The sequence below is a fragment of the Afifella sp. JA880 genome, from assembly GCF_025379905.1.
Lineage (GTDB): Bacteria > Pseudomonadota > Alphaproteobacteria > Rhizobiales > Afifellaceae > Afifella > Afifella aestuarii.
In genome coordinates this window covers 858,370-882,484 of record NZ_JAOANH010000002.1, presented here as the reverse complement: position 1 = coordinate 882,484, position 24,115 = coordinate 858,370, and the positions used below count along the sequence as shown (strand labels likewise).

Below are 24,115 nucleotides of genomic sequence, written 5' to 3'. Positions count from 1 at the left end.
TTCCTTGGCGAACGCGCGCCTCAGGCCGCATCGGCGGCGGCCGTCTCGATCCCGTAGTCTTTCAGCTTCCGATAAAGCGTCGAGCGGCCAATGTGCAGGCGTCGTGCCACTTCGCTCATCCGGCCGCCGTAATGCTCGACGGCAAAGCGCACGGCTGCCTCCTCGAGCGCATCGAGCGCCCGCATCTCACCGTCCCGATCCAGAAGATGCAGGAGACCATAAAGGGGGGGCGAGATTTTGTCAGCCGATGCGACAGGCCTGTCAGGTGTTTCCCTATCGCGATGGTGCGCGCGTGCAACATGGCCTGTCCCCGATGCCCGCGTGCGGGCCGCGGCGGCGCCCTCGTTCTGCCAGGCTTTGACCAGTTCCGGGATGGCGCCGGCATCGAGAGCCGTCTGGATCTGCGGGAAATCCCAGGGGCGCAAAAACTCTCCCTCGCACAGGATGACGGCGCGGTAGACGGCGTTTTCGAGCTGGCGAATATTGTCGGGCCAGTGAAAGGCGGTGAGAAGCGCTTTCGCCTCGGGCGCCAGCCCCTTGAGGCGAGGGCGACCCTCTTCCGCGGCGAAGCGGGCGAGGAAGGTGGCGGCGAGTGGGAGAAGATCCTCGACGCGGTCGCGCAGCGGCGGCAGCCAGATCGGGAAGACGTTGAGCCGGTAGAACAGGTCCTCGCGGAAGACGCCCTCGGCCACGCGGTCGACGAGCCGGCGGTCGGTCGTGGCGATGAGGCGAAAGTCGGCGCGGGCCACGCGTTCGCCGGCGAGAAGCGGGAGGGTGCCCTCTTCAAGAACGGCGGCAAGGCGCGCCTGCACGCTCGCCGGCAGGTCTGCGATCTGCCGCAAAAGCAGGGTGCCGCCCTGGGCCTCGTGGAGGCGGCCGCGAAGGGCCGGCGTCGCACCCGTCGCGGGACGGCCGAAAAGAAGCGTTTCGATATCGTCGGCGGTGTCAGCACCGCAATCGACGCTGACGCAGGGTCTCGCCCGGCGCGCGCTTTCGCCATGGATGGCGTGTGCGAACCATTCCTTGCCGGTGCCGGCCTCGCCCTCGATGAGGACGGGGATGGCGGAACGTGCCGCGCGCTGGCCGAGCTCCATGGTGCGCATCATCGCCGGTGCGGATGCGATCATGTCGTCGAAGGAGACGGTCTCTTCGCGCCGGTGGCGCAGGCGCTGGACCTCGCCCTGCAAAGCCGAGAGCTTGAGCGCATTGGCGATCGAGACCCGCAGGCGTTCGGGAGCCGCCGGCTTGACCAGAAAATCGAAGGCGCCGGCGCGCATCGCCGAGACGGCGGTGTCGATGCCGCCTTGCGCAGTCTGGACGATGACGGCCGGAGGCGCCGGCATTTTCTTCAGTGTTTCGAGCACCATCATGCCGTCGACATCGGGCATGACGAGGTCGAGGATCACGACATCGATCGGAGAGGAGGCCGTATCTTTGAGGCGGTCGAGGGCGGCCTGACCGCCGGATACCGATTCCGACAGATAGCCGAAGGAGTGCATCATGCCTGCGAGCAGACGCAGGGTGATCGGGTCGTCATCGACCAGAAGCATACGAGCTGGCATCAAGCGTCTTCGTGGCACGAGAGCGTTTCATTTCGCACCAAGCTGCCCCGACTCAGGTTAAGGGGTTGTTACCCATGACGCGGAAGCGGTGGAATTCTTGCCCACCGAGATCGCTTGCGCCGTACCGGAATTTTCGGTCGCAGGCGTGGGACGCTCCCGCAAAGCTTGCTCTTGCCGCACAAATTGCCAGATGAGAGGCTGGGCGCTACGCCGTCTGCACCAGCTATCAAGGAGAATGATTGATGCGCACCGAGCAGAGTTTGCTGCAATTCCAGCCTGGCTTCGATGTGACGAAGGAGGGTGCGCAGGTCGCAGACGAGGGCCTCGGCGCTCTCCCGGAATGGGATCTGACCGACCTCTACCCGTCGATGGATGCGCCGGAAGTGGCCGCCGATATCGCCAAGGTGGACGAAAAGGCGACGGCCTTCGAAGGGGCCTATAAGGGCAAGCTCGCCGAGATCGCGCAAAGTGCGGATGGCGGTAGCCGCCTTGCCGGTGTGATCGAGGAATTTCAGGCGATCGAAGAGATCATCGGCCGGCTGGTGAGCTATGCGGGGCTCGTCTATGCCGGCGATACCAGCGATCCGAAGCGGGCGAAATTCAACGGCGATCTGCAGGACAAGCTGACGGCGGTTTCCACGAAGCTCCTGTTCTTCCCGCTGGAGCTCAACCGGATCGACGATGCGGTGCTCGACAAGGCCATGGCGAGCCCGGAGCTTGCGCATTGGAAGCCGTGGCTCGACGATCTGCGCGAAGAGCGCCCCTACCAGCTTTCAGACGAGATCGAGCGGCTTTTCCATGAGAAGTCGCTGACGGGCCGCGCAGCCTGGAACCGGCTCTTCAACGAGACGATGGCGGCGCTTCGCTTCAAGGTGAACGGCAAGGATCTCACCCTGGAGCCGACGCTCAATCTTCTGACCGACCACGACGAGGCGCAGCGCAAGGCCGCCGCCACCGCGCTTGCCGATACGTTTCGCGAGAATCTGCGCACCTTCTCTTTGATCACCAATGTGCTGGCCAAGGACAAGGCGATCTCCGACAGCTGGCGTGGCTTCACGGATGTCGCCTCCGCCCGCCATCTCGCCAACCGGGTGGAGCCGGAGGTTGTCGATGCGCTGGTGCAGGCCGTGGCGACTTCCTATCCGAAGCTGTCGCACCGCTATTACGCGATGAAGGCGAAATGGCTCGGCAAGGACAAGCTCGACCATTGGGACCGCAATGCGCCTCTTCCGGAGACGTTGAAGCGGACGATCGACTGGCAGGAAGCGAAAGAGACGGTGCTTTCCGCCTATGGCAGTTTCGACCCGCGCATGGCGGAGATTGCCGGCAATTTCTTTGAAAAAAGCTGGATCGATGCGCCGACGCGTTCGGGCAAGGCGCCGGGCGCCTTCGCGCATCCGACGGTGCCGAGCGCGCATCCTTATGTGCTCCTCAATTACCAGGGCAAGGCGCGGGACGTGATGACGCTCGCCCACGAGCTCGGCCACGGCGTGCACCAGGTTCTCGCCGGAGAGCAGGGGCTGTTGATGGCGCAGACGCCGCTGACTTTGGCGGAGACGGCAAGCGTTTTCGGCGAGATGCTGACCTTCCGTTCCATGCTCGACAATGCCGCGACGCCGAAGGAGCGTAAGATCCTGCTCGCCGGCAAGGTCGAGGACATGCTGAACACGGTCGTGCGCCAGATCGCCTTCTATCAGTTCGAGCGCCGCGTCCACACGGCGCGTCGCGAGGGCGAACTGCCGGCCGAGGTGATCGGCGACATCTGGATGGAAGTGCAGAAGGAGAGCCTTGGACCTTCGATCCGGCTCGGCGAAGGCTATGAGGTGTTCTGGGCCTATATTCCGCACTTCGTGCATTCGCCGTTCTATGTCTACGCTTATGCCTTCGGCGACTGCCTGGTGAACTCGCTCTATGCCGTCTACCGCGATGCCGAGACCGGCTTCCAGGACCGCTATTTCGACATGCTGAAAGCCGGCGGCACCAAGCGCCACAAGGAGCTCCTGGCGCCCTTCGGGCTCGATGCGTCCGATCCGGCCTTCTGGATGCAGGGGCTGTCGGTCATCGAAGGGCTGATCGACGAATTGGAGAGTGTGCAGGCCGCGTAAGACGTGGCAGACCACGCGAATGGCGGCTTTTTCATCGAGCCCACAAAATTTGCGGATCTTGCAAATTTTGTGCTTGCCAAGCAGCCGCTTGGTGGAGAAACTCAGAATTGGTCGAAACAGCTTGAAAGGAGGTGATCCAGTGTCGAGTGAGAATGGATGGGGTATTTGCCTGATCGGTCTCGAGGCGGTGGAGCAACCTCTGTCGCTTTCGTGATCGAGTAAATTCTGGGCAAATCGCCCGCTTCTCGCGGAGGGCCGCCGTTCTGGCGGCCCTTTTCCTTTTTGGGGAATGCGTTTTGGGCGATGTGTTTTGCGGGCCGGGGGCAGATCGGGGCGGGCATGAAAACCCGTCCGTGCAAGACCGCCTGCATGTCCGCCTTCCGAAGCGAAAAAGTTTCAGCACCGCAATGCGCGAAAGGCGGATGCAGGTCAGCCTCAGGCACCCTATCTAGCGGATACGAAGACGCGTGCGTGTATGACGTAAAGGGTTACCTCTATGCCTGTTGATCCGCCCCGTGACGACGAACGCAACCGCTTTACCGGCCGCATGACGCGCTATGCGCGGGTCGGCGCAGGAATGGGCGGGATTGCGGCGCGTATGGTCGGTTCGCGCGCCTTGGGTCGCGAGATCGATCCGAGCCGTAACGCGCAGGAACTGGCGCAGGCGCTGGGCGGTCTCAAAGGCCCGATCATGAAGGTGGCCCAGCTGATGGCCACGATCCCGGACGTGCTGCCGCCGGAATATGCCGCCGAACTGACGCAGCTTCAGTCTGATGCGCCGCCGATGGGTTGGGCGTTCGTCAAGCGGCGCATGACGGCGGAGCTCGGGGCTGGCTGGCAAAGCCGCTTCCAGGAATTTGAGCATCAGCCGGCGGCTGCCGCCTCGCTCGGCCAGGTGCACCGTGCCGTCGACCACGACGGGACGAAGCTCGCCTGCAAGCTGCAATATCCAGAGATGGCGAGCGCGGTCGAAGCCGATCTCGGCCAGCTGTCCGTGCTCTTCTCGTTGCACCGGCGCATGGACACGGCGATCGATACGCGTGAGATGGCCGAAGAGATCGCCGCGCGGGTGCGCGAAGAGCTCGATTACGAGCGCGAGGCCAAACACATGGCGCTCTACGATGCCGTCCTTGCGGACGAGCCGCGGGTGCGGGTGCCGAAACTGCGGCCGGAGCTTTCCACCCGCCGGCTTCTCACCATGACCTGGCTCGACGGCAAGAAGCTCCTCGACTACCGCGACCATTCGCTGGAGGAGCGCAATCATCTCGCCGCTTCGATGTTCAAGGCCTGGTGGCAGCCTTTCAGCCATCAGGCGATCATTCACGGCGATCCGCATCTCGGCAATTACACGGTCTTCGAGGAAGAGGGGCGCCCCGCCGGCATCAACCTCCTCGACTATGGCTGCGTGCGCATCTTCCCGCCGCATTTCGTGGAAGGCGTGATCGAGCTCTATCGCGGCCTGCAGACCGACGATCGCGACCGCATCGTCAGCGCGTACGAGACCTGGGGGTTCCGCGGGCTTTCCAACGAACTCATCGATATCCTCAATATCTGGGCGCGCTTCATCTATGGGCCGCTTCTCGACGACCGGACGCGGGCGATCGCCGACGGCATCTCGCCGGCGCAGTACGGACGGGGCGAGGCCTACCGCGTGCATATGGCTCTCAAGGAGAAGGGGCCGGTCACCGTGCCGCGCGAATTCGTCTTCATGGACCGTGCGGCGATCGGTCTCGGTGGGGTCTTCCTGCATCTGCGTGCGGAGATGAATTTCCATCGTCTCTTCAACGAGGAAATCGACGGATTTTCCGTCGACACGGTCACCCGCAACCAGGCGGCGGCGCTTCGAGCCGCGAATCTTGTCGTTGAATCTGCGGGATCAAATTCGCGGCAAGGGCATTAAAGCAGCAATGAACTGCTGGAGGCTCAATTTGCAAACCCGTTACGTTACCGCTGCCGTCCTTCTTTCCGCGGCCTTTCTGGCCGGCTGTCAAACGGGCATCGGGGGACGAGAGATTTCATCGCCTGTCGAGGGGCGCTGGATGTCCAGCGACCGGGTCTTCGTCTCGACCTTCTCGAACGGCTCCATGACCACCGAAGACGCCAAGACGGGCGCCCAGCTCGCCACCGGCAGCTACAATATGGCCGGTCCGCAGACCGTCGAGATCAGCTGGTACTCCATCGCCACCAAGCAGCAGCGCGCGGCCACCTGCACGCTTGCAGGCTCAAGCAGCATGACCTGCCGCCAGCCGGGCGCGTCCTTCACCTTGCACCGCGTCTGATTGCACCGCGTCTGAGACGCCCATCTTTCTGTCTTGTGACGGCGCCCACGGGGCGCCGTCTTCGTTTGTGCGTCGGCCTGTATTCGAAGCCCCTGCGGCATTTGGAGGTTTACCCGGCGTTGCCCTTGTCTAAGATGGCGTGGTAAGGCCGGCGATATATCCCGCCAATCTATGCAAGGGCAGTAGCGCATGGCTGAACAGGTGATGGCGTCGGCAGGTTCCGCAATGGATTACGAGCACCACGAGAAGACGTACGACAGGTTTCTGTCGCTCCTCATCTTGGGTATCATACATGTCGTCACGATCGTCCTGATCGTCGCTATTTTCGGCCTTGGGGGCGCCCTGTGGCTCGGCTCTATCGCGCTCGCGCTGACGCTCGCCACGCTGTTCTACGGCCTGTTCAGGCAGAGCAGATGGGGGCCCTCCGCGGTCGTCCTCGGGATTACTTTCGTCTTCTTCCTCTTCGCAGTGGCCTGAGCTAAATCATTATGCGCATTGCAGTTCTTAAGGAACCGCGGGACGACGAGCCGCGTGTCGCGGCAACTCCCGAATCGATCAAGAAATTCAAGACTCTCGGCGCCGATGTGGTCGTTGAGAGCGGCGCCGGGGCAGGCTCTTCGCTTGCCGACGAGGTCTTCGCCGAAGCGGGCGCGGACGTCGCCCAGACCCGGCAGGCGGCGCTTCAGGGCGCCGACATCGTCCTCACCGTTCGCCGTCCGGACGATTTTTCCGGCTTTCCGGAAGGCGCGGCCGTCGTCGCCCTCATGGATCCGTACGGCCATGAGGAGGCGTTGAAGAAGATGGCCGCGGCGAAGCTTTCCGGCTTTGCGCTCGAGCTCATCCCGCGCATCACCCGCGCCCAGTCGATGGACGTTCTCTCCTCGCAGGCGAACCTTGCGGGCTATCGTGCCGTCATCGAGGCTGCGGAAGCCTATGGGCGCGCCTTGCCGATGATGATGACGGCCGCCGGCACGGTGCCCGCCGCCCGCGTCTTCGTGATGGGAGCCGGCGTCGCCGGTCTGCAGGCGATCGCCACCGCCAAACGCCTCGGCGCCGTCGTCACGGCGACGGATGTGCGCCCGGCGGCCAAGGAGCAGGTGGAGTCCCTCGGGGGCAAGTTCATCGCGGTCGAGGACGAAGAGTTCAAGGCGGCGGAGACCGCCGGCGGCTACGCCAAGGAAATGTCGGCGGAATACCGCGCCAAGCAGGCGGAGCTGGTGCGCGAGCACATCGCCAAGCAGGACATCGTCATCACCACGGCGCTCATTCCGGGCCGGCCGGCGCCGAAGCTCGTCGACGCGGAGATGGTGAAGTCGATGAAGGACGGTTCCGTCATCGTCGATCTCGCCGTGGAACGCGGCGGCAATGTCGAGGGCGTGGAAGCCGACAAGCAGGTCGTGAAGGACAACGTCACGCTCATCGGCATCGTCAATATGGCGGGGCAGATCGCAGCGTCCGCTTCGGCGCTTCTCGCCCGCAACATCTATGCCTTCGTCGAGCCGATGGTCGACAAGGAGACGAAGGCCCTTTCCATCAACCGTGAAGACCAGATCGTGGCGGCGACGCTGCTCACCCATGGCGGGGCCGTCGTGCACCCGCAGTTTGGTGGCGAGCCGGTGAACGCGCCGAACGAGAAATAGGGGATAGCCGATGGCTGAAGAAACAGTAAGGCAGGCTGTCGAACAGGCGCAGTCGGCCGCGGAGGCGGCGCGGGAAGCCGCCTCGCAGGCGCTCAATGCGCTGGGAGACGGGGAGGCCGTGGGTCAGCTCGCGCATGCCGCGAGCGGTGGCATGATCGACCCGTTCGTCTTCCGCTTCTCGATTTTCGTGCTGGCGATCTTCGTCGGCTATTATGTCGTCTGGTCGGTGACGCCGGCGCTGCATACGCCGCTCATGTCCGTGACCAATGCGATCTCGTCGGTCATCGTCGTCGGCGCGCTTCTTGCGGTCGGCGTCGACCTCGTCGCGGACGGTTCCAGCACAGCGCGCTGGTTCGGTTTCTTTGCGGTGATGCTGGCGAGCGTCAACATTTTCGGCGGCTTTCTCGTCACGCAGCGCATGCTGTCCATGTACAAGCGGAAAGAGCGGTAAAATGAGCCAGTTTTCCAAGGCTCGGGCGGCAGGCGCCGCCGCTGAGGGAGTGCGCGCCTGATGTCTGCCAGCGTCACAGCCTTTCTTTATCTGATTGCGGGTGTCCTTTTCATTCTGGCACTGCGCGGTCTTTCACACCCGGAAACCAGCCGCCAGGGCAACCAGTTCGGCATGGCCGGCATGGTCATTGCCGTGCTCACCACGCTGATCGGGCATCCCCCGGCCAGCTTCGGATCCTGGGGTCTCATCATCCTGGCGATCGCCATCGGCGGTGGCGCCGGCGCGGTGATCGCCAAGCGCATCGCCATGACGGCGATGCCGCAGCTTGTGGCCGCGTTCCATTCGCTCGTCGGCCTCGCCGCCGTCCTGGTGGCCGCAGCCGCGCTTTATGCGCCGCAGGCCTTCGGCATCGGCGATCCCGGATCGATCCACGGAGCAAGCCTCATCGAGATGTCGCTTGGCGTGGCGATCGGCGCGATCACCTTCACCGGCTCGATCATCGCGTTTCTGAAGCTCGACGGGCGCATGAGCGGCAAGCCGATCATGCTGCCGATGCGCCATCAGGTGAATATCGGCCTCGGCGTCTTCCTGCTTCTCTGCATCATCATCTTTGCGGCCAGCGAGAGCCACACGGCTTTCTGGCTGATCACCATCGTCAGCCTGGCGCTGGGTGTTCTGATCATCGTCCCGATCGGCGGGGCGGACATGCCCGTCGTCGTGTCGATGCTGAACTCCTATTCGGGGTGGGCGGCCGCCGGCATCGGCTTCACGCTCGGCAACACCGCGCTCATCATCACGGGTGCGCTCGTCGGCTCGTCGGGTGCGATCCTGTCCTACATCATGTGTAAGGGCATGAATCGCTCCTTCATCTCCGTCATCCTCGGCGGCTTCGGCGGCGAGACCACGGCTGCGAGCGGCGGTGCGGACGATCGTCCGGTCAAGCAGGGCTCGGCGGAAGATGCGGCCTTCCTGATGAAGAACGCCTCCAAGGTCATCATCGTGCCGGGTTACGGCATGGCGGTGGCGCAGGCGCAGCACGCGCTTCACGAAATGGCAGCGGCTTTGAAGAAGGAGGGCGTGGAAGTGAAATACGCCATCCATCCGGTCGCCGGCCGCATGCCGGGGCATATGAACGTGCTGCTGGCCGAAGCGAACGTGCCTTATGACGAGGTCTTCGAGCTCGAAGATATCAACTCCGAGTTCAGCCAGGCTGATGTGGCCTATGTCATCGGCGCCAACGATGTCACCAACCCGGCCGCGCGCGACGATCCGCAATCTCCGATCTACGGCATGCCGATCCTCGACGTCGACAAGGCGGGCACGGTGCTCTTCGTCAAACGCTCCATGTCGTCGGGCTATGCCGGCATTCAGAACGAGCTCTTCTTCCTCGACAAGACGATGATGCTGTTCGGCGATGCCAAGAAAATGACGGAAGCGATCGTCAAGTCGCTCGGCTAGCGTCCGAGGGATTTTCCGTTTTCCAACGGCCGCAGCGCATGCTGCGGCCGTTTTTTATTGTCTGACGAAGTTTACGGTCAGCGGCTGAAGGCGGCGGCTCTGTGGAGAGATTGATCGCCTTTTAATCAAGTTTTTCACTTGGTTTGATCCCGCACATCGGATTTATGGGCTCCATAAAGTCGAAGAGACGCCGTTCCCCCTTCCTGGAAATCGCGCCGCATGAGTGAAGCGGTCGGCACCAGGGGAGGGCGGCACCATTGAGGGATCGCCTCATGGATGTGATGAACGTTCTTTTGCTGTTTTTGGAGCTGACCGTCTATTTCGCGGTCATGGCCGGTCTCTTCAGGCTTCGTCATCGGTTGGGGATCGGCATCTTCTTCTGCGCCCTCGGCGCCATGCATTTTTTGGAAACCTATCTGGCGGCGATCCTCTACGTGCCTTTCGCGGAGGGGACTGCAATTTCACCGGGCTCGACCGTTCTCTTCGCCGGCAAGCTCGTACTCCTTCTCCTCGTCTATATCCGCGAAGACGCTTCCACCGTTCGCCAGCCGATCTACGGGCTCCTCATCGGCAATTTCCTGACCGTCGCTCTCGTTTTCCTGGCGCGCCATCACATCGTCGCGCCGGCGACCGGGCAATTGCCGGATTTCAGCTTCATGAACGACATGGGCTGGCTGATGGTGTGGGGAACGGTGCTTCTGTTCGTCGACAGCATTCTCATCATCCTGCTTTACGAGCGGCTCGGCCGGATCATGCGGCAGAGCATTGGCCTGCGCATCGCGCTCTGCGCCATGGTGGTCCTCACCTTCGATCAGATCGGCTTCTATTCGGCGCTCTGGGCGCTTCTCGATGCGCCGATCGACGTTCTGGTCGGCGGCTGGCTCGCGAAGATGGTGACGGCCTGCATCTATGGCGTGCTTGCCTGGTTTTATCTGCGCCATCTGGAGCGCCCGCCGCTGGTGGCGCCGCGGCAGAAGCGGATCTCCGACATTTTCGACATCCTCACATATCGGGAAAGATACGAGGATCTTCTGAAGCGGGTGGGACGGGACGAGCTGACCGGCGTTTTCGACCGCAGCCGGCTTCCTGGCGAAGGCAAGGATGCGCTCAACTGCACCCCCGAGGCGGGGCGGCCGTTCAGCGTGCTCGTTGTGGACATCGACGAGTTCAAGGCGATCAACGACGATTTCGGCCATGCGTGCGGTGATCTCGTTCTCAAAGAGATGGCCGCGACGATGCAGGGCGTCCTGCGAAAGGAAGATGTGCTGGTGCGCTACGGGGGCGACGAGTTCGTCATCTGCTGCAACGACCTCGACCGCTGGGAGGCGACATCGCTTGGCGATCGGCTGATGCGCCGGGTTGCCGCGCTGCAATTGCCGCCGCTCGGCCGGCCGGTGACCGTCAGCATCGGCCATGCGACATCGCCCGATGAAGGGCGCACATTCGAGGAATTGTTCGCGGCCGCCGACCGGTCGCTTTACCGGGCGAAGCGGCGGCGGCACGGGCAAAGCTCAAAGCTGCGGGCGGAAGGAGACCTTGCACGAGATCCGGGCGTGCAGCCTGACGGCGCTCAAGATCCCGAAGGCCTCGGGACCGAGCTCGTCTGAGCCCTCGAATCTGCTGTCACCTGTGACTGGTGCGCTTGTGACTGGTGCGCTTGTGACCGGGGCTCTCTTGCTGGCAGATGGCTGCGCTTTCAGACTCGCTCGATGCGCGGCACGTCGGCGCCTCGTCGCTTTTCATCCATGCATCGACGCTGACCACGGCCGGCAGCCGAAGATGGTGGAAACCCGCGTGGGCATAGCCCGCGACCGACGCCAGCGTCAGCGCAGTGGCGACCAGAATACGAATCAACATTTGGAGCTCTGTCCGCTCGCCTCGTCGAAAGGCTCAATGATAGGTGCGGGCGATCTGTGGCTCAGATTCCGGCGGTTCGATCAGGCCCCGAACCACCTCGCAAGGCACCGACATCAGCCGCTGGCCGTGTGAGTCGAGCGCCGATGCGAAGCCGAGCGCTGCCTCAAGCGGTTCGCGATGATCGGCAAAGCCGCAAAAACGCTCCAGACAATAATCGAGGCAGGAGCCGTCTCGATGCTGACAGGCGGCGATCATCGCCACGGCGAGACATTCGTCGCGGCAGATATGGGGGCAGCCTGAGCTGAAGCACTGGATCGGATCCGTCCGCCAGAGAAAGACGGAGCGCACCCAATGGGCGAGCTGGGTGACGGAATGGCGTGCCGGGCCGTGACCGAATTTTTCGGAGAAGAGATTCCAGGCCTCGCTCCAATGCTCGATGTCGCCCGTCTGATAGCCGGCGACCCACAGCCTGAAGCCGTTGACCACGAGGGCTTCCGGAGGGCGCTTGAGATAGCCGCAGGCCCCGGCGAAAGGACATTCGTGCATGGGCTATTCCTGTTCGCGGAGAGAGAGGTGTGTCGCTTGGAGACGCGCCTGAAGACGCGGCGCACGGGACGGTTCTGGGCCATGGGCCGAACCGGCTGCGTGAAGGAGGGGCGGATGCGCCTGATCCGCTGCGGTCGCGCAGAAAAATCTCATTTATTTCCTCCAATCGAAAGGGTTCAAGGCCCTGACATCAAAGGACGTTGCGACGGGTGTCGCGACCTTGCGAACGAACCAGAAGGCCCGAGCAAAATCAAACACTATGTTCTGGATCTATTCTAAAGAGAGCGGCGCTCCCTCGGAGTTCGGTTCGCGCGGCCAGAGCGTGGTGAAGGGCTCCGACACGTTGCTGAACCCGCGATTGCGGGTAGGCTTTCGTTAAGGTTTAGAGGCGTGGTTAATCTTCATAGTTAAGTGCTTCTTAAGTGATTGCGGCTAAACCTTGTCGACATCAGTGGGTGATTTCGGGCTGCCGGATGCGCCGCAAAAGACGAGGACCACTATGTTGAAACGCGCCACTCTTGCGCTTGCTGCCAGCGTGACGGCCTTGACCGCGGCACCGGCAGTTTTTGCTGCCGATCTTCCGCTTCCGCCGATCGTCGAGCCAGAGCCGCTGCCGCCGGCCGCGCCTTCCTTCAGCGGCTGGTATTTGCGCGGTGACATCGGCATCACCAATCAGCGGGTCGACAAGATCACGAGCAGCCTCATCGATCAGGCGATCGCGAACGGCGACACCGTCAGCTTCGTCAATGATCCGGAATTCGACAGCGGCGGCTTCGCCGGCGTCGGTATCGGCTACCAGATCAATCCCTGGGCCCGTGTGGACCTGACCGGCGAATATCGCGGCAAGACGAGCTTCTCCGCATTCGACACCTATGTCGGCGCAGATCCGGCTTTCATCGGCTCGAACGAATACGAGGCGATGAAGTCGGAATGGCTGTTCCTGGCCAACGCCTATGTCGATCTCGGCAGCTGGCACGGCTTCTCGCCCTATGTCGGCGCGGGCATCGGCGCCTCGCGCAACACGATCAGCGGCATGCGCGACATCAACACGCCGAACGGCTACGTGTCGTACGGCCGCGATCACAGCGAGTGGAACCTCGCCTGGGCGCTGCATGCCGGTGTCGCCTATCAGGTCACACCCAATCTCGCGCTCGACCTCGGCTATCGCTACGTCAATCTCGGTGACGCGGAATCGGGCGACATGGTCGGTTACGATGGCAACAACGACAACGTGAACCCGATCAAGTTCAAGGACATCGATTCCCACGATGTGAAGCTCGGCGTGCGCTACACCTTCGGGGGGCCGGCCGCGGAACCCGATCCGATGTATTATGGCGAGCCCGCCGTCGTTAAGTACTGAAGCTCCAGTCCTGAGCCTCTCTCTGGCTCTGCTCCTGGAACGGGTCGGCTTTGCCGGCCCGTTTCGCGTTCTGGGGCCCGGTTTTCGTGCGGAGCGGCAGAGACCCGGATGCGCAGGCGTCGTTCAGCCCGAGGAGGGCGGCAGCCGGCTCGGAGAGAAGAACGCGGCCAGGCGCCATGCAGCGAGCGTCGACAGGCCGGCGACGGCTGAACAGGCGCGCACGACCGACCATGTCTCGATCGCGTGAAGCGGCACCTGCAGCGCGACGAGCGGCGAAATCGCAAAGAAGACGATGGCCGGGGCAAGAAGCCCCAAAAGGCCGAAGGCGAGCGCCAGTTTTGCAAGCAGGCTCGCCAGAAGAACCAGAAAAAACACGATCAGGACGATTGCGGCGAGCCGCTCTGCGAGGGGCGGCCTGCGCCATTTCCAGCTGACGGGGTCATGCAGCTCCGCCACTGCGGCGCCGCTCGCCAATGTGGCGGCCGAATAAAGCAGGAGCGTCACAGCGCCCGACATCACATCTTCCCCAACCCGCGTCTCTGCCACCCCCGAAAGGGTCGGATCGACGCTCCCCCGACGACACTCTTCTGAAAACGCATTCTCTATATTGAGGCAAGCGCGCAACAGACATGGCTGGTCTCTGGTGGCCCACAATAAGCCAGTTGCGTTGTCACCCCCATTTCTGTAAAGGCGGCGGCGGGACACTCCGCCCCAACGCGGAGCGCCTATCTGAAAGGGTAGACTGACATGACGATGATTTCGCAGCCGGCAGAGCGCCCGGCCAATCCCCGCTTTTCTTCTGGCCCGACTGCCAAGCGCCCCGGTTGGACGCTTGATGCACTCTCCGACGCCTTCCTCGGCCGTTCGCACCGCTCCAAGGGCGGAAAGGCCAAGTTGAAGCAGGCGATCGAAGAAACCCGCGACATTCTCGGCGTTCCCGCCGACTACAAAATCGGCATCGTGCCCGCATCCGATACAGGCGCCGTGGAAATGGCGCTGTGGTCGATGCTCGGCGCACGTGGCGTCGACGTTCTCGCCTGGGAGAGCTTCGGCTCCGGCTGGGTGACGGACGTCGTCAAACAGCTGAAACTTGAAGATACGCGTACGCTCAAGGCCGAGTATGGCGCGCTCGTCGACCTCGGCGAGGTCGATTTCAGCCGCGATGTGGTCTTTACCTGGAACGGCACCACCTCTGGTGTGCGCGTGCCCGATGGCAAATGGATCCCGGCCGACCGCGAGGGGCTGACGATCTGCGACGCCACCTCCGCCGCCTTTGCGCAGAAGCTGCCTTTCGATAAGCTCGATGTGGTCACCTTCTCCTGGCAGAAGGTCCTGGGCGGTGAGGCGCAGCACGGCATGCTGATCCTGTCGCCGCGCGCGGTGGAACGGCTCGAGAGCTACACGCCCGCCTGGCCGATGCCGAAGATCTTCCGCATGGTGAAGGGCGGCAAGCTCAACGCCGAGATCTTCGAAGGTGCGACGATCAACACGCCCTCGATGCTCGCCGTGGAAGATTATCTCGACGGTCTCGCCTGGGCCCGTTCCGTCGGTGGTCTCAATGGCCTCGTCGGTCGCGCCGATGCGAATTTCGCCGTCATCTCAGACTGGGTGGCCAAGACCTCTTGGGTCGATTTCCTGGCGCATGAGCCGGCGATCCGCTCCAACACCTCCGTCTGCCTCGTCATCGTCGACGACGAGGTGAAGGCGCTTTCCGAGGCCGAGCAGGCCGCCTTTGCCAAGGCGCTCACTGCCCGTCTCGACAAGGAAGGCGTCGCCTTCGACATCGGCGCCTATCGCGATGCGCCGGCCGGTCTCCGCATCTGGTGCGGCGGTACGGTCGAAAAGGCCGATCTGGAAAAGCTGACGCCCTGGCTCGACTGGGCCTTCGCCACGGAAAAGAGCGCGCTCAAGAAAGCCGCCTGACCTTTTCTTCGCCTGCGGGACAAGCGCCCGCGGGCGCTTCCCGATCTTTCACGAATTGACCGGCCTCCGGCGTGTCCAAACGACCACCGCTGCAGGCCCGACGAGGATTTTCGCCATGAGCAAACCCCGCGTACTCATTTCCGACGCCCTTTCCGAAACCGCTGTCGCCATCTTTCGCGACCGCGGGGTGGAAGTCGATTTTCAGCCGGCTCTCGGCAAGGACAAGGATGCACTGATCGCCGCCATCGGCGAGTATGACGGTCTCGCCATCCGCTCCGCCACGAAAGTGACCGACAAGGTGATCGCCGCTGCCAACAAGCTGCGGGTCATCGGCCGGGCCGGCATCGGCGTCGACAATGTCGATATCCCTGCGGCGACCGCCAAGGGCATCATCGTGATGAACACGCCTTTCGGCAATTCCATCACTACGGCCGAGCATGCGATCGCCATGATGTTCGCCTGCGCCCGCCAGATCCCGAAGGCCGATGCTTCGACCCAGGCCGGCAAATGGGAGAAGTCGAAGTTCATGGGCGTCGAGATCACCGGCAAGACGCTCGGCATCATCGGCTGCGGCAATATCGGTTCCGTCGTGGCGCGGCGTGCGCTCGGGCTTTCCATGCGCGTGGTCGCTTATGATCCGTTCCTGTCGGAAGACAGGGCGGCCGATCTCGGCGTGGAAAAGGTCGAGCTCGACGAGCTGTTCCGCCGTGCCGATTTCATCACGCTGCACACGCCGCTCACCGACCGGACCCGCAACATCATCAGTGCCGATGCGATCGCCAAGATGCGCGACGGCGTGCGCATCATCAATTGCGCGCGCGGCGGCCTTATCGACGAGCAGGCGCTGCGCGATGCGCTCGACAGCGGCAAGGTGGCTGCCGCGGGCGTCGACGTCTTCTCCCAGGAGCCGGCGAAGGAAAATGTTCTCTTCGGTGCGCCGAATGTCGTCTGCACGCCGCATCTTGGAGCTTCCACGATGGAAGCGCAGGAGAATGTCGCGCTGCAGGTCGCCGAGCAGATGGCCGATTACCTGACGACCGGGGCGGTGACGAATGCCCTCAACATGCCGTCGATTTCGGCCGAAGAGGCGCCGCGGCTCACGCCCTTCGTCAAGCTCGCCGAACAGCTCGGCTCTTTTGCCGGTCAGCTGACGGAGACGGGCGTGCGCAGGGTCCGCATCGAATATGAGGGCACGGTCGCAGAGATGAACACGAAGGCGCTGACCTCTGCGGCGCTGACGGGCTTCCTGCAGCCGCTGCTGCAGTCCGTCAACATGGTCTCCGCGCCGGCCGCCGCCAAGGAGCGCGGCATCCAGGTGGAAGAGACGCGGCGCGAACAGCACGGCGCCTACGAAACCTATATCCGCCTCACCGTCGTGACCGACAAACAAGAGCGCTCCGTCGCCGGGACGGTCTTCGCCGACGGCAAGCCCCGCATCATCCAGATCAAGGGCATCAATATGGAGGCGGAGCTGTCGGAGCTGATGCTCTACATCACCAACAACGACAAGCCGGGTTTCATCGGCCGAATCGGCACGCTCCTTGGTGAGAACGGCATCAACATCGCCCGCATGCAGTTCGGCCGCGACTTCGAGGGCGGTAACGCGATCGCCCTCGTTTCGGTCGACCACAAGATTTCGCCGGAGCTGATGGAGGCGATCAACCGGATCGAGAACGTGCAGCAGGTGAAGCCGCTCGTCTTCTGACGCGCTTCGATGCGCGATCGGCGGCCGGCCTGACCGGCCGCCATCATCCGAGAGCCGGCGCCGCGATGCGGGGTCCGGCTCTTTTGCTGCCCTCAGGCACCCGGCGCGGGCGGCGCTCACCGCCATGCCCTGCACCTCAGACAAGGCCGCCATCCGCTGCAACGCTTGACGGAAGGGGCCAAAGCAGGGCACTCGCGATAGGAATTCCTGAAAGACGCTGGACGCAGAAAGGCCTCGTGTCATGGCCAATGTGGTGGTTGTCGGCTCGCAATGGGGCGACGAAGGTAAGGGCAAGATCGTCGACTGGCTGTCGGAGCGCGCCGATGTGGTGGTGCGTTTTCAAGGCGGCCACAATGCCGGTCATACGCTCGTCATCGATGGCGTGTCGTTCAAGCTGAGCCTGTTGCCCTCCGGAGTGGTGCGGCCGGGCAAGCTTGCCGTCATCGGCAATGGCGTGGTGCTCGACCCGCACGCCTTGATTGCCGAGATCGACCGTCTCGCCGAGCAGGGCGTGACCGTGACGCCCGAGACGCTGCGCATCGCCGACAATGCGCCCCTCATCCTGTCGTTGCACCGACGCCTCGACGGGCTGAGAGAGAATGCCGCCGCGCCTGAGGCGAAGATCGGCACGACGCAGCGCGGCATCGGGCCGGCCTATGAGGACAAGGTCGGCAGGCGCTCGATCCGGGTCATGGACCTTGCCGAACCTGAGACGCTGCCGGCCAAAATCGATCGGCTTCTTGTCCACCACAATGCGCTTCTGAAAGGCCTCGGCGAGCCGGAAGTCTCGCGCGAGGACATTCTTGCCGAGCTCGAGGACGTGCGCGAACGGGTCATCCCGTTCTGCGATACCGTGTGGGCGCTGCTCGATGCGCGGCGCAAGGCGGGCGATCGCATTCTCTTCGAGGGGGCGCAGGGCGCGCTCCTCGACATCGATCACGGCACCTATCCCTATGTCACCTCCTCAAACACGGTGGCGGGACAGGCCTCGGCCGGGTCGGGGATCGGGCCTTCGGCGCTCGATTACGTGCTCGGAATCACCAAGGCCTACACGACCCGGGTCGGGGAGGGGCCGTTCCCGACCGAAGACAAAGGCGAGATCGGCAACTTCCTCGGCGAGCGCGGCCGCGAATTCGGGACCGTCACGGGCCGCAAGCGGCGTTGCGGCTGGTTCGATGCGGCGCTCGTGCGCCAGACGGTCAAGGTCTCCGGCATCGACGGCATCGCCTTGACGAAGCTCGACGTGCTCGACGGCCTCAACGAGATCAAAGTCTGCGTGGGCTACGAGGTGGACGGCCGCCGCGTGTCCTGGCTGCCGGCGGGTGCTGCGGCCCAGGCGCGGTTGAAGCCGATCTATGAAAGCCTCGAAGGCTGGCAGGAATCGACAGCCGGCGCACGAAGCTGGGTCGATCTTCCCGCCCAGGCGGTGAAATACGTCCGGCGCATCGAAGAACTCATCGAAGCTCCGGTCGCTCTTCTGTCGACGAGTCCGGAACGAGCCGATACGATCCTTGTCCGTGATCCATTTCAGGACTAAGCCTTGCCGTTAATCCACGGTTACACAGTTCTTCAAGCGTTATGCCCGATTACGTAGCGATCCTTAAACGCTCCATCGCCAGTCTTCCCGATGACGGGCCGGACATGCGCCAGGCGGTCTATGACCGCGCCCGCTCTGCGTTGGCGCGCCAGCTCACCGCCGTGGAGCCTCCGCTGCCCCCCGAAGATATCGACGGGCATCACGCGGCGCTCGAAGATGCGATTGCCGTCGTGGAGGAAGATTTCGCGGCCGAGAGTGCCGGTGTCCAGGAGCCCGACGAGGAGCCGGCACCACCACCGCCTCCTCCACCCCCTCCGCCACCACCACCTCCACCTCCGCCCCCGCCTCCTGCAAAAGAGGCGCCTCGGGCGGAGCCGCCGCACGCCCGGGCCGTGCCGCAATATGCGGAGCGCGACCTTCGGGGAAGCGGCTCTGTTGGGGGCGGTGCTGCTGGCGGCGATTTCGCCGGAAGCCGGGAGCCGAAGCGGCCGGATGCTGCGGCCGGGGCCGGCCCCGCCGGCGCGCCCGTGCCGAATGTGACGTCCGAGGGCAAAGACGATTACCCGCAGGACGCCCGGATCGATGGCGCCGGTGTCGAGGACGAAACGCCTTCTGCCCGCAAGTCGCGTTGGAAGAAGGAAAAGAAGCCCAAGGCCAAGGGCGAGGCCGGAGACGAGGTCAGGGACGAGGCCGTCGCGGCGCCGCGCCATGACGATGGTTCGGAGAAGGTGCGGACATCGCGCGCGCCGGCGCTGATCGCGACCGTCCTGGTTCTGTTGATCGCGCTCGGCATCGGAGCGGTCGTCTATTCGCAATGGGATACGATCGTCACCGCGTATGACGATATCTCCGGCCAGGTTTCCTCCGACGAGACGGCACAGGGAACGGCCCCGGGGAACGCCGAGGACAACCCGTCCTCGTCGCCTTTGACGGGCCTCATCGAGAGCCAGGGCGAACGCGTGGAAGGCAAGGACGAGGATCGTCTCCTCTCCGGGCCGGAAGCCGAGACGTCCGATGCCGGACCTTCCACGAGCCAGGAAGAGCCGATGGATGCGCCACTCGACGGTGCGCCGAGCGATGAAGGTCTGCCGGACGACACGGGCGAATCAGATGCCGCTGGTCTGCCGGCCGACGAGGCGCAGCCGGGAACGCCGGACGAGCTCTCCGAGACGGCGCCCTCCAGCGGGAATGCCACGGAACAGGCCGCGAGCGGTTCGCTCGTCGGGCAAAGGGCGATCTTCTACGAGCAGGGCGAAGACGGGGCCGCCGGCAAGGCGGTGAACGGCGCCGTGTCGTGGTCGACGGTCAAGCGCGACGACGGAGGCTCTGCCATCCAGGCGAAAATCGATGTGCCGGAGCGTGAGGCCGAGGTCACGATCACCATTTCCAAGAACAACGACGTTGCCCTGCCGGCGAGCCATCTCATCGAGATCGCCTTCTCCGGTACGCTCGACGACACCGCGGTCGTGCAGCGTGTTCCGGCCTTGGTGATGAAGCCGAACGAGCAGGCGCGCGGACAGCCGCTCGCAGGCGCTGCCGTCGACGTGACCGGTGATCTCTACTGGATCGCGCTTTCCGACACGCCCGATCAGGTGGAGCGGAATCTGGAGCTTCTGCGCAGCGGTTCCTGGTTCGACCTGCCGATCCTGTTTGAGGGCGGAAAGCGGGCCCTGATCACCTTCGAGAAGGGGATTCCGGGCGACAAGGTGTTTGAGAATGTGATGCAGAGCTGGGGCGATTCCTGATCGCCCCAGCCTGACTGGCTTTCACCGAACTGGCCTTTACCGAACGGCCTGGGCGTAGCTTTCCAGCTCCGGCACAGTCTCGATCAGTCCCTGATCTTTCATGAATTCCGCGAACCGCTGATAGCGGCCGGCGTCGAAAGCTCCGGGGCTTTTCGAAAAGCGGGCGACCGTATCCATGAAGGCACGGCGGTTGAGCTCGTCGCCGAGATCAGGATGCGCTTTCGTGAAGATCTCGAGGGCTTCCTCGGGATGGTTGGTCAGATAAAGCGTTGCGCGCTCGATCGCCTTCAGGAAGCGCGGCAGCCTGTCGTCGTCGAGCTTGTCGGAGCGTGCGATGAAGATGAGCTCGTCATAAGGCGGCACGCCGTGCTCCTCGGGATAGAAGGCGCGGCCGGGCTTGCCTTCGATGTCGAGCTGGTTGAGCTCGACATTGCGGAAGGCGCCGATGACGGCATCGACACGTCCTGCGAGAAGGGCCGGTGAGAGCGCGAAGTTGACGTTGACGAGATCGACGTCGTCGAGGGTCACGCCGCTTTCTCCGAGCATCATCTTCAGAAGCACGTCTTCGAAGCCACCAACCGAGAAGCCGACCGTCTTCCCCTTGAGGTCGGCGAGCGTCGTGACATCACTGCCTTCCAGAACCACGAGCGAGTTGAGCGGCGTTTCGACGAGCGTTCCGAAGCGCGCCAGCGGCAATCCTTCGGCCACCTGAAGATAGAGGTTGGGCTGGTAGGAAATGGCGACATCGCCTTCGCCAGCCGCAACTAGGCGGGGCGGGGCGCTCGGGTCGGCCGGCGGGATCATCTCCACATCGAGGTCTTCCTCGGCGAAATAGCCCTTTTCCTGCGCGACGACCAGCGGCGCGTGGTCGGGGTTCACGAACCAATCGAGCAGCACGGTCAGGTGGTCCGCGGCTGCGGCGGGCGATGCCGTCAAGATGAGCGCCAGAAGCATCAGGCGCAGGCGGTCGAGCATGGTCATTTCCTCTCTTTTCGGATGTCGGGTTTAGGCGGATCGTCAGGCGATGCTCGCTTCTCCCGGCACCCAGCCGAGGAGGCGGCGCAGGAAGAGGTCGATCAGGGCGCGCAGCAGGATCGCCATGGCGGCGAGCAGGAAGAGGCCGACGAAGACGCGGTCGGTCTGCATGCGGGCATTGGCCTGCAGCATGACAAAGCCGAGGCCAGCCGAGGCGCCGACCCATTCCCCGACGACGGCGCCGATCGGCGCGATCGCGGCGGCGACCCTGAGCCCGGAGGCGAGGGCGGGCAGGGCTGCAGGAATGCGGATGTAGCGGAAGGTGTCGCGCCTGGAGGCGCGGTTGAGCTTTGCGAGATCGAGAAGGCCCGGATCGGTGCGCTTCAGACCGTCGGCAAACGCAGTGGCCACCGGAAAATAGATGATGAGCCCGGCCATCACGACTTTGGACGCCATGCCGAAGCCGAACCAGATGACGAGAAGCGGCGCGATGGCGAAGACCGGGAGCGCCTGGCTTGCCGCCAGGATCGGCATGGCGAGCCTTTCAAGCGCGGGAGAGGCAACGACCAGGATCGCCGTCAATGCGCCGACCAGCGCTCCGGCGACGAGGCCGACCACGATCTCCGTCGCGGTGACGGCGGCATTGCCGAGATAATAGAAGGGGAGGGCGGAGAAAGCCGTCACGAGATCGCTCGGCGCCGGCAGGATGAAGCGCGGCACGCCGGTTGCGCGCACGAGGCCTTCCCAGATGGCGAGGAGTGCGATCGCGATCGCGAGACGGATTGCGAGAATGGCCAGCACGCGCCCCTTTCATGGCAGAGATCATGCGTGCTGGAGAGACTGAGGCCCGTCCCTTCGCCGGCATGACCCGGATCAGGTTCAAAGGGTCCGGCCGCCATCACGGCCATCTCAGCGCGGTTTGTCCGCACACCCCTCGGAAACGCCCACCATAACTCTCCGGTCGAGGCTTGCAAGCCGTCTCACGGTCGCCGCACGGTCGCGTTTGCGCTCTCATCCATGGTCCCGGTGGATGACAAATTTGCCGCAGAGGAATAGAGGCGGGGAAATGCGTGTCCTCTTTGCCCCTTTTCGTTGGCTTTTCGATCAACCCTATCTGCTCTTGACGCTGACCTCGCTCTTCTGGGCCGGCAATGCGGTGGTCGCGCGGGCGGTGATCGATGATTTCTCACCGATTCTTTTCGCGCAGCTGCGCTGGGGTGGGGCTGCGCTGTTGATCCTGCCTTTCGCCATGAAGGCTCTGCGCGCCGACTGGCCGGTGATCCAGCGTCATCTCGGCGTGCTGACGCTGATGGCTTTGTGCGGCATCACGCTCTTCAACACGCTTCTCTACTGGGCTCTCGAATATACGACGGCGCTCAATGTCGTGCTTCTGCAGGCGACGACGCCGCTTGCCATCGCCTTCGTCGTTTTCATGCTCTTCCGCGAGCGGCTCACCTTCGGCCAGCTTGCCGGGATCGTCGTCTCCCTCATCGGCGTCGTGGTCATCGTCTCGCGCGGGCAATTGCAGGTGCTGGCGCATCTGCGGCTCAATCCGGGCGACGTGATCATGCTGATCGACGTCGTCATCTATGCCACCTATTCCGCGCTTTTGAAGCGGCGGCCGCCTCTTCACTGGCTGAGCTTCCTGGCGATCACCATCGGATGGGGCGCCATCATGCTCCTGCCGGCAAGCGCGCTCGATCTTTTGCGCGGCGGCCATATCGACATCAATGCGGCGAGCGTTGCGGCGCTCTTCTACGTCGCCGTTTTTCCCTCAGTGCTCGCCTATATCTGCTTCAACCGGGGCGTCGATCTCATCGGTCCGAACAGGGCGGGGCCCTTCTTCCATCTGGTGCCGTTCTTCGGCGCCATTCTCGCTGTCTTCGCCCTTGGCGAGACTTTTACCTACGCCCACGCTTTCGGCGGCGTGTGCATTCTCGGCGGCGTCTTCCTGGCGAGCCGGAGGCAGCGCCTCAAGAATCGGGTGGAGCCGGAGAGAAGTCTCTCTTAGGGCTCGTCACATGGACGCCAAAACCCTCCCCACATCTTCTCGCGCCGCGCCAGCGGAGGCTTCTCTCGATCTCGGCAGCCTGACGCTTCTCGTCCTTCTGTCGCTCCTCTGGGGCGGCTCGTTCCTGTTCATGCGCGTCGCGGGGGCGGAGGTGCCGGTCTTCACGCTCGTGCTCTTGCGCGTCGGCATCGCGGCTGCGGCACTCTGGGTCGTCATCATCGTTTCCGGGCGGCGCCTGCCGAGCCGGGGTGGGATTTACCTGCGCGCGCTTTTGATGGGTTTTCTCAACAACGCCGTGCCGTTTTCGCTGATCACTTTCGCGACCGTCGAAATCGGTGCGGGAGCGGCCTCTATCCTCAATGCGACGACGCCGATCTTCACCGTCCTCATCGCGCATGTTCTGACGGCGGATGAGAAGATGACGACGAACAAGGTCACGGGCGTCGTTCTCGGTTTTCTGGGTGTGGCCGTGATGATCGGCCTGCCGGCCCTGCGCGGGCTGTCGGCCGATTTCCTGGCCGTTCTGGCGATGCTTGCCGCGGCGACGTCTTATGGGTTTTCGGCGGTCGTCGGAAAGGGATTTCGGGCGACCGATCCCGTCGTGGCGGCTGCGATGCAGCTTTCCACATCGACCCTTTTGATGGTTCCGGTCGCATTTCTCATCGACCGGCCCTTCGCGACGGCAATGCCCGGCATGGCCGCGATCTTTTCGATCCTCGGCCTTGCGCTCCTCTCGACGGCATTCGCCTATGTGCTGTTTTTCCGGATTCTGGCGCGCGCCGGCGGCACGAACGCGATGCTCGTCACGCTTCTCGTGCCGGTGAGCGCGGTGACGCTCGGCGTCGTGCTACTCGGAGAAAGCCTGTCGGCGGGGCAGTTTGCCGGCATGGCGATGATCGGCGCAGGGCTCGTCGTCATGGACGGACGGGCCCTGCGGCGGTTGCGGGGCGGTTGACGCGCC

General features: G+C 63.7%; 21 protein-coding genes and 1 riboswitch. Of the genes, 15 read left to right on the top strand and 6 right to left on the bottom strand.

What is annotated here, in order from left to right; all coding sequences use genetic code 11:
• Positions 1-20 precede the first annotated feature (20 nt).
• Positions 21-1,562, bottom strand: coding sequence for a sigma-54-dependent transcriptional regulator (locus NYQ83_RS12290; protein WP_261214982.1), 1,542 nt, complete (start codon positions 1,560-1,562; stop codon positions 21-23).
• A gap of 242 nt (positions 1,563-1,804) precedes the next feature.
• Here NYQ83_RS12290 and NYQ83_RS12285 point away from each other — a divergent pair, with 242 nt between their 5' ends.
• The 8 genes from NYQ83_RS12285 to NYQ83_RS12250 all read left to right on the top strand — a co-directional run bounded on the left by NYQ83_RS12285 (position 1,805) and on the right by NYQ83_RS12250 (position 11,102).
• Positions 1,805-3,667, top strand: a complete 1,863-nt coding sequence (locus NYQ83_RS12285; protein WP_261214980.1) for a M3 family oligoendopeptidase — start codon at positions 1,805-1,807, stop codon at positions 3,665-3,667.
• A 496-nt stretch (positions 3,668-4,163) separates the two neighbouring features.
• Positions 4,164-5,567: an ABC1 kinase family protein gene (locus NYQ83_RS12280; protein ID WP_261214978.1), complete on the top strand. Its 1,404-nt coding sequence runs from the start codon at positions 4,164-4,166 to the stop codon at positions 5,565-5,567.
• A gap of 139 nt (positions 5,568-5,706) precedes the next feature.
• Complete coding sequence (locus NYQ83_RS12275; RefSeq protein ID WP_128291051.1) at positions 5,707-5,946, top strand: hypothetical protein; 240 nt, start codon at positions 5,707-5,709, stop codon at positions 5,944-5,946.
• Positions 5,947-6,135: 189 nt separating this feature from the next.
• On the top strand, positions 6,136-6,423 hold the full coding sequence (locus tag NYQ83_RS12270) for an aa3-type cytochrome c oxidase subunit IV (RefSeq protein WP_092815669.1): 288 nt from the start codon (positions 6,136-6,138) through the stop codon (positions 6,421-6,423).
• An 11-nt stretch (positions 6,424-6,434) separates the two neighbouring features.
• Entirely contained in the window at positions 6,435-7,586 is a 1,152-nt protein-coding gene (locus NYQ83_RS12265) for a Re/Si-specific NAD(P)(+) transhydrogenase subunit alpha (RefSeq protein WP_261214973.1), read from the top strand.
• Positions 7,587-7,596: 10 nt separating this feature from the next.
• Positions 7,597-8,037, top strand: coding sequence for an NAD(P) transhydrogenase subunit alpha (locus tag NYQ83_RS12260; RefSeq protein WP_092815675.1), 441 nt, complete (start codon positions 7,597-7,599; stop codon positions 8,035-8,037).
• A gap of 60 nt (positions 8,038-8,097) precedes the next feature.
• Entirely contained in the window at positions 8,098-9,495 is a 1,398-nt protein-coding gene (locus tag NYQ83_RS12255; RefSeq protein ID WP_128291053.1) for an NAD(P)(+) transhydrogenase (Re/Si-specific) subunit beta, read from the top strand.
• 281 nt (positions 9,496-9,776) lie between these two features.
• Positions 9,777-11,102: a GGDEF domain-containing protein gene (locus NYQ83_RS12250; protein ID WP_261214972.1), complete on the top strand. Its 1,326-nt coding sequence runs from the start codon at positions 9,777-9,779 to the stop codon at positions 11,100-11,102.
• A 16-nt stretch (positions 11,103-11,118) separates the two neighbouring features.
• Here the strand turns inward: NYQ83_RS12250 and NYQ83_RS12245 are convergent, their stop codons facing one another.
• On the bottom strand, positions 11,119-11,352 hold the full coding sequence (locus tag NYQ83_RS12245; RefSeq protein WP_261214971.1) for a hypothetical protein: 234 nt from the start codon (positions 11,350-11,352) through the stop codon (positions 11,119-11,121).
• A gap of 33 nt (positions 11,353-11,385) precedes the next feature.
• Entirely contained in the window at positions 11,386-11,898 is a 513-nt protein-coding gene (locus NYQ83_RS12240; RefSeq protein ID WP_128291056.1) for a hypothetical protein, read from the bottom strand.
• A 499-nt stretch (positions 11,899-12,397) separates the two neighbouring features.
• Here NYQ83_RS12240 and NYQ83_RS12235 point away from each other — a divergent pair, with 499 nt between their 5' ends.
• A complete protein-coding gene (locus tag NYQ83_RS12235) occupies positions 12,398-13,258 on the top strand; it encodes an outer membrane protein (protein WP_314733304.1) in 861 nt (286 codons plus the stop codon).
• A 123-nt stretch (positions 13,259-13,381) separates the two neighbouring features.
• Here the strand turns inward: NYQ83_RS12235 and NYQ83_RS12230 are convergent, their stop codons facing one another.
• Positions 13,382-13,774, bottom strand: coding sequence for a hypothetical protein (locus NYQ83_RS12230; RefSeq protein WP_261214970.1), 393 nt, complete (start codon positions 13,772-13,774; stop codon positions 13,382-13,384).
• 231 nt (positions 13,775-14,005) lie between these two features.
• On the opposite strand from NYQ83_RS12230, the gene NYQ83_RS12225 reads away from it, so the two are divergent.
• From NYQ83_RS12225 to NYQ83_RS12210, 4 genes are all read left to right on the top strand, one after another.
• Entirely contained in the window at positions 14,006-15,181 is a 1,176-nt protein-coding gene (locus NYQ83_RS12225) for a phosphoserine transaminase (RefSeq protein ID WP_261214969.1), read from the top strand.
• Positions 15,182-15,296: 115 nt separating this feature from the next.
• The gene (gene serA, locus NYQ83_RS12220; RefSeq protein ID WP_261214967.1) at positions 15,297-16,886 is read left to right on the top strand and encodes a phosphoglycerate dehydrogenase; all 1,590 of its coding nucleotides are present in this window, start codon (positions 15,297-15,299) and stop codon (positions 16,884-16,886) included.
• A gap of 241 nt (positions 16,887-17,127) precedes the next feature.
• Positions 17,128-18,423, top strand: coding sequence for an adenylosuccinate synthase (locus NYQ83_RS12215; RefSeq protein ID WP_261214965.1), 1,296 nt, complete (start codon positions 17,128-17,130; stop codon positions 18,421-18,423).
• 41 nt (positions 18,424-18,464) lie between these two features.
• The gene (locus NYQ83_RS12210) at positions 18,465-20,168 is read left to right on the top strand and encodes a hypothetical protein (protein ID WP_261214963.1); all 1,704 of its coding nucleotides are present in this window, start codon (positions 18,465-18,467) and stop codon (positions 20,166-20,168) included.
• Positions 20,169-20,204: 36 nt separating this feature from the next.
• Here NYQ83_RS12210 and NYQ83_RS12205 read toward each other — a convergent pair whose 3' ends face one another.
• Both NYQ83_RS12205 and NYQ83_RS12200 read right to left on the bottom strand, forming a co-directional pair.
• On the bottom strand, positions 20,205-21,143 hold the full coding sequence (locus NYQ83_RS12205; RefSeq protein ID WP_261215194.1) for an ABC transporter substrate-binding protein: 939 nt from the start codon (positions 21,141-21,143) through the stop codon (positions 20,205-20,207).
• 42 nt (positions 21,144-21,185) lie between these two features.
• The gene (locus tag NYQ83_RS12200; protein ID WP_261214961.1) at positions 21,186-21,944 is read right to left on the bottom strand and encodes an ABC transporter permease; all 759 of its coding nucleotides are present in this window, start codon (positions 21,942-21,944) and stop codon (positions 21,186-21,188) included.
• A gap of 32 nt (positions 21,945-21,976) precedes the next feature.
• Positions 21,977-22,088, bottom strand: a riboswitch (TPP riboswitch).
• A gap of 121 nt (positions 22,089-22,209) precedes the next feature.
• Between NYQ83_RS12200 and NYQ83_RS12195 the strand changes: the two genes are divergently transcribed.
• Positions 22,210-23,154 (top strand): DMT family transporter, encoded by a 945-nt coding sequence (locus NYQ83_RS12195; protein ID WP_261214959.1) that lies wholly within the window; start codon positions 22,210-22,212, stop codon positions 23,152-23,154.
• Between the two features lie 10 nt (positions 23,155-23,164).
• Complete coding sequence (locus NYQ83_RS12190) at positions 23,165-24,109, top strand: DMT family transporter (RefSeq protein WP_261214957.1); 945 nt, start codon at positions 23,165-23,167, stop codon at positions 24,107-24,109.
• Positions 24,110-24,115 lie beyond the last annotated feature (6 nt).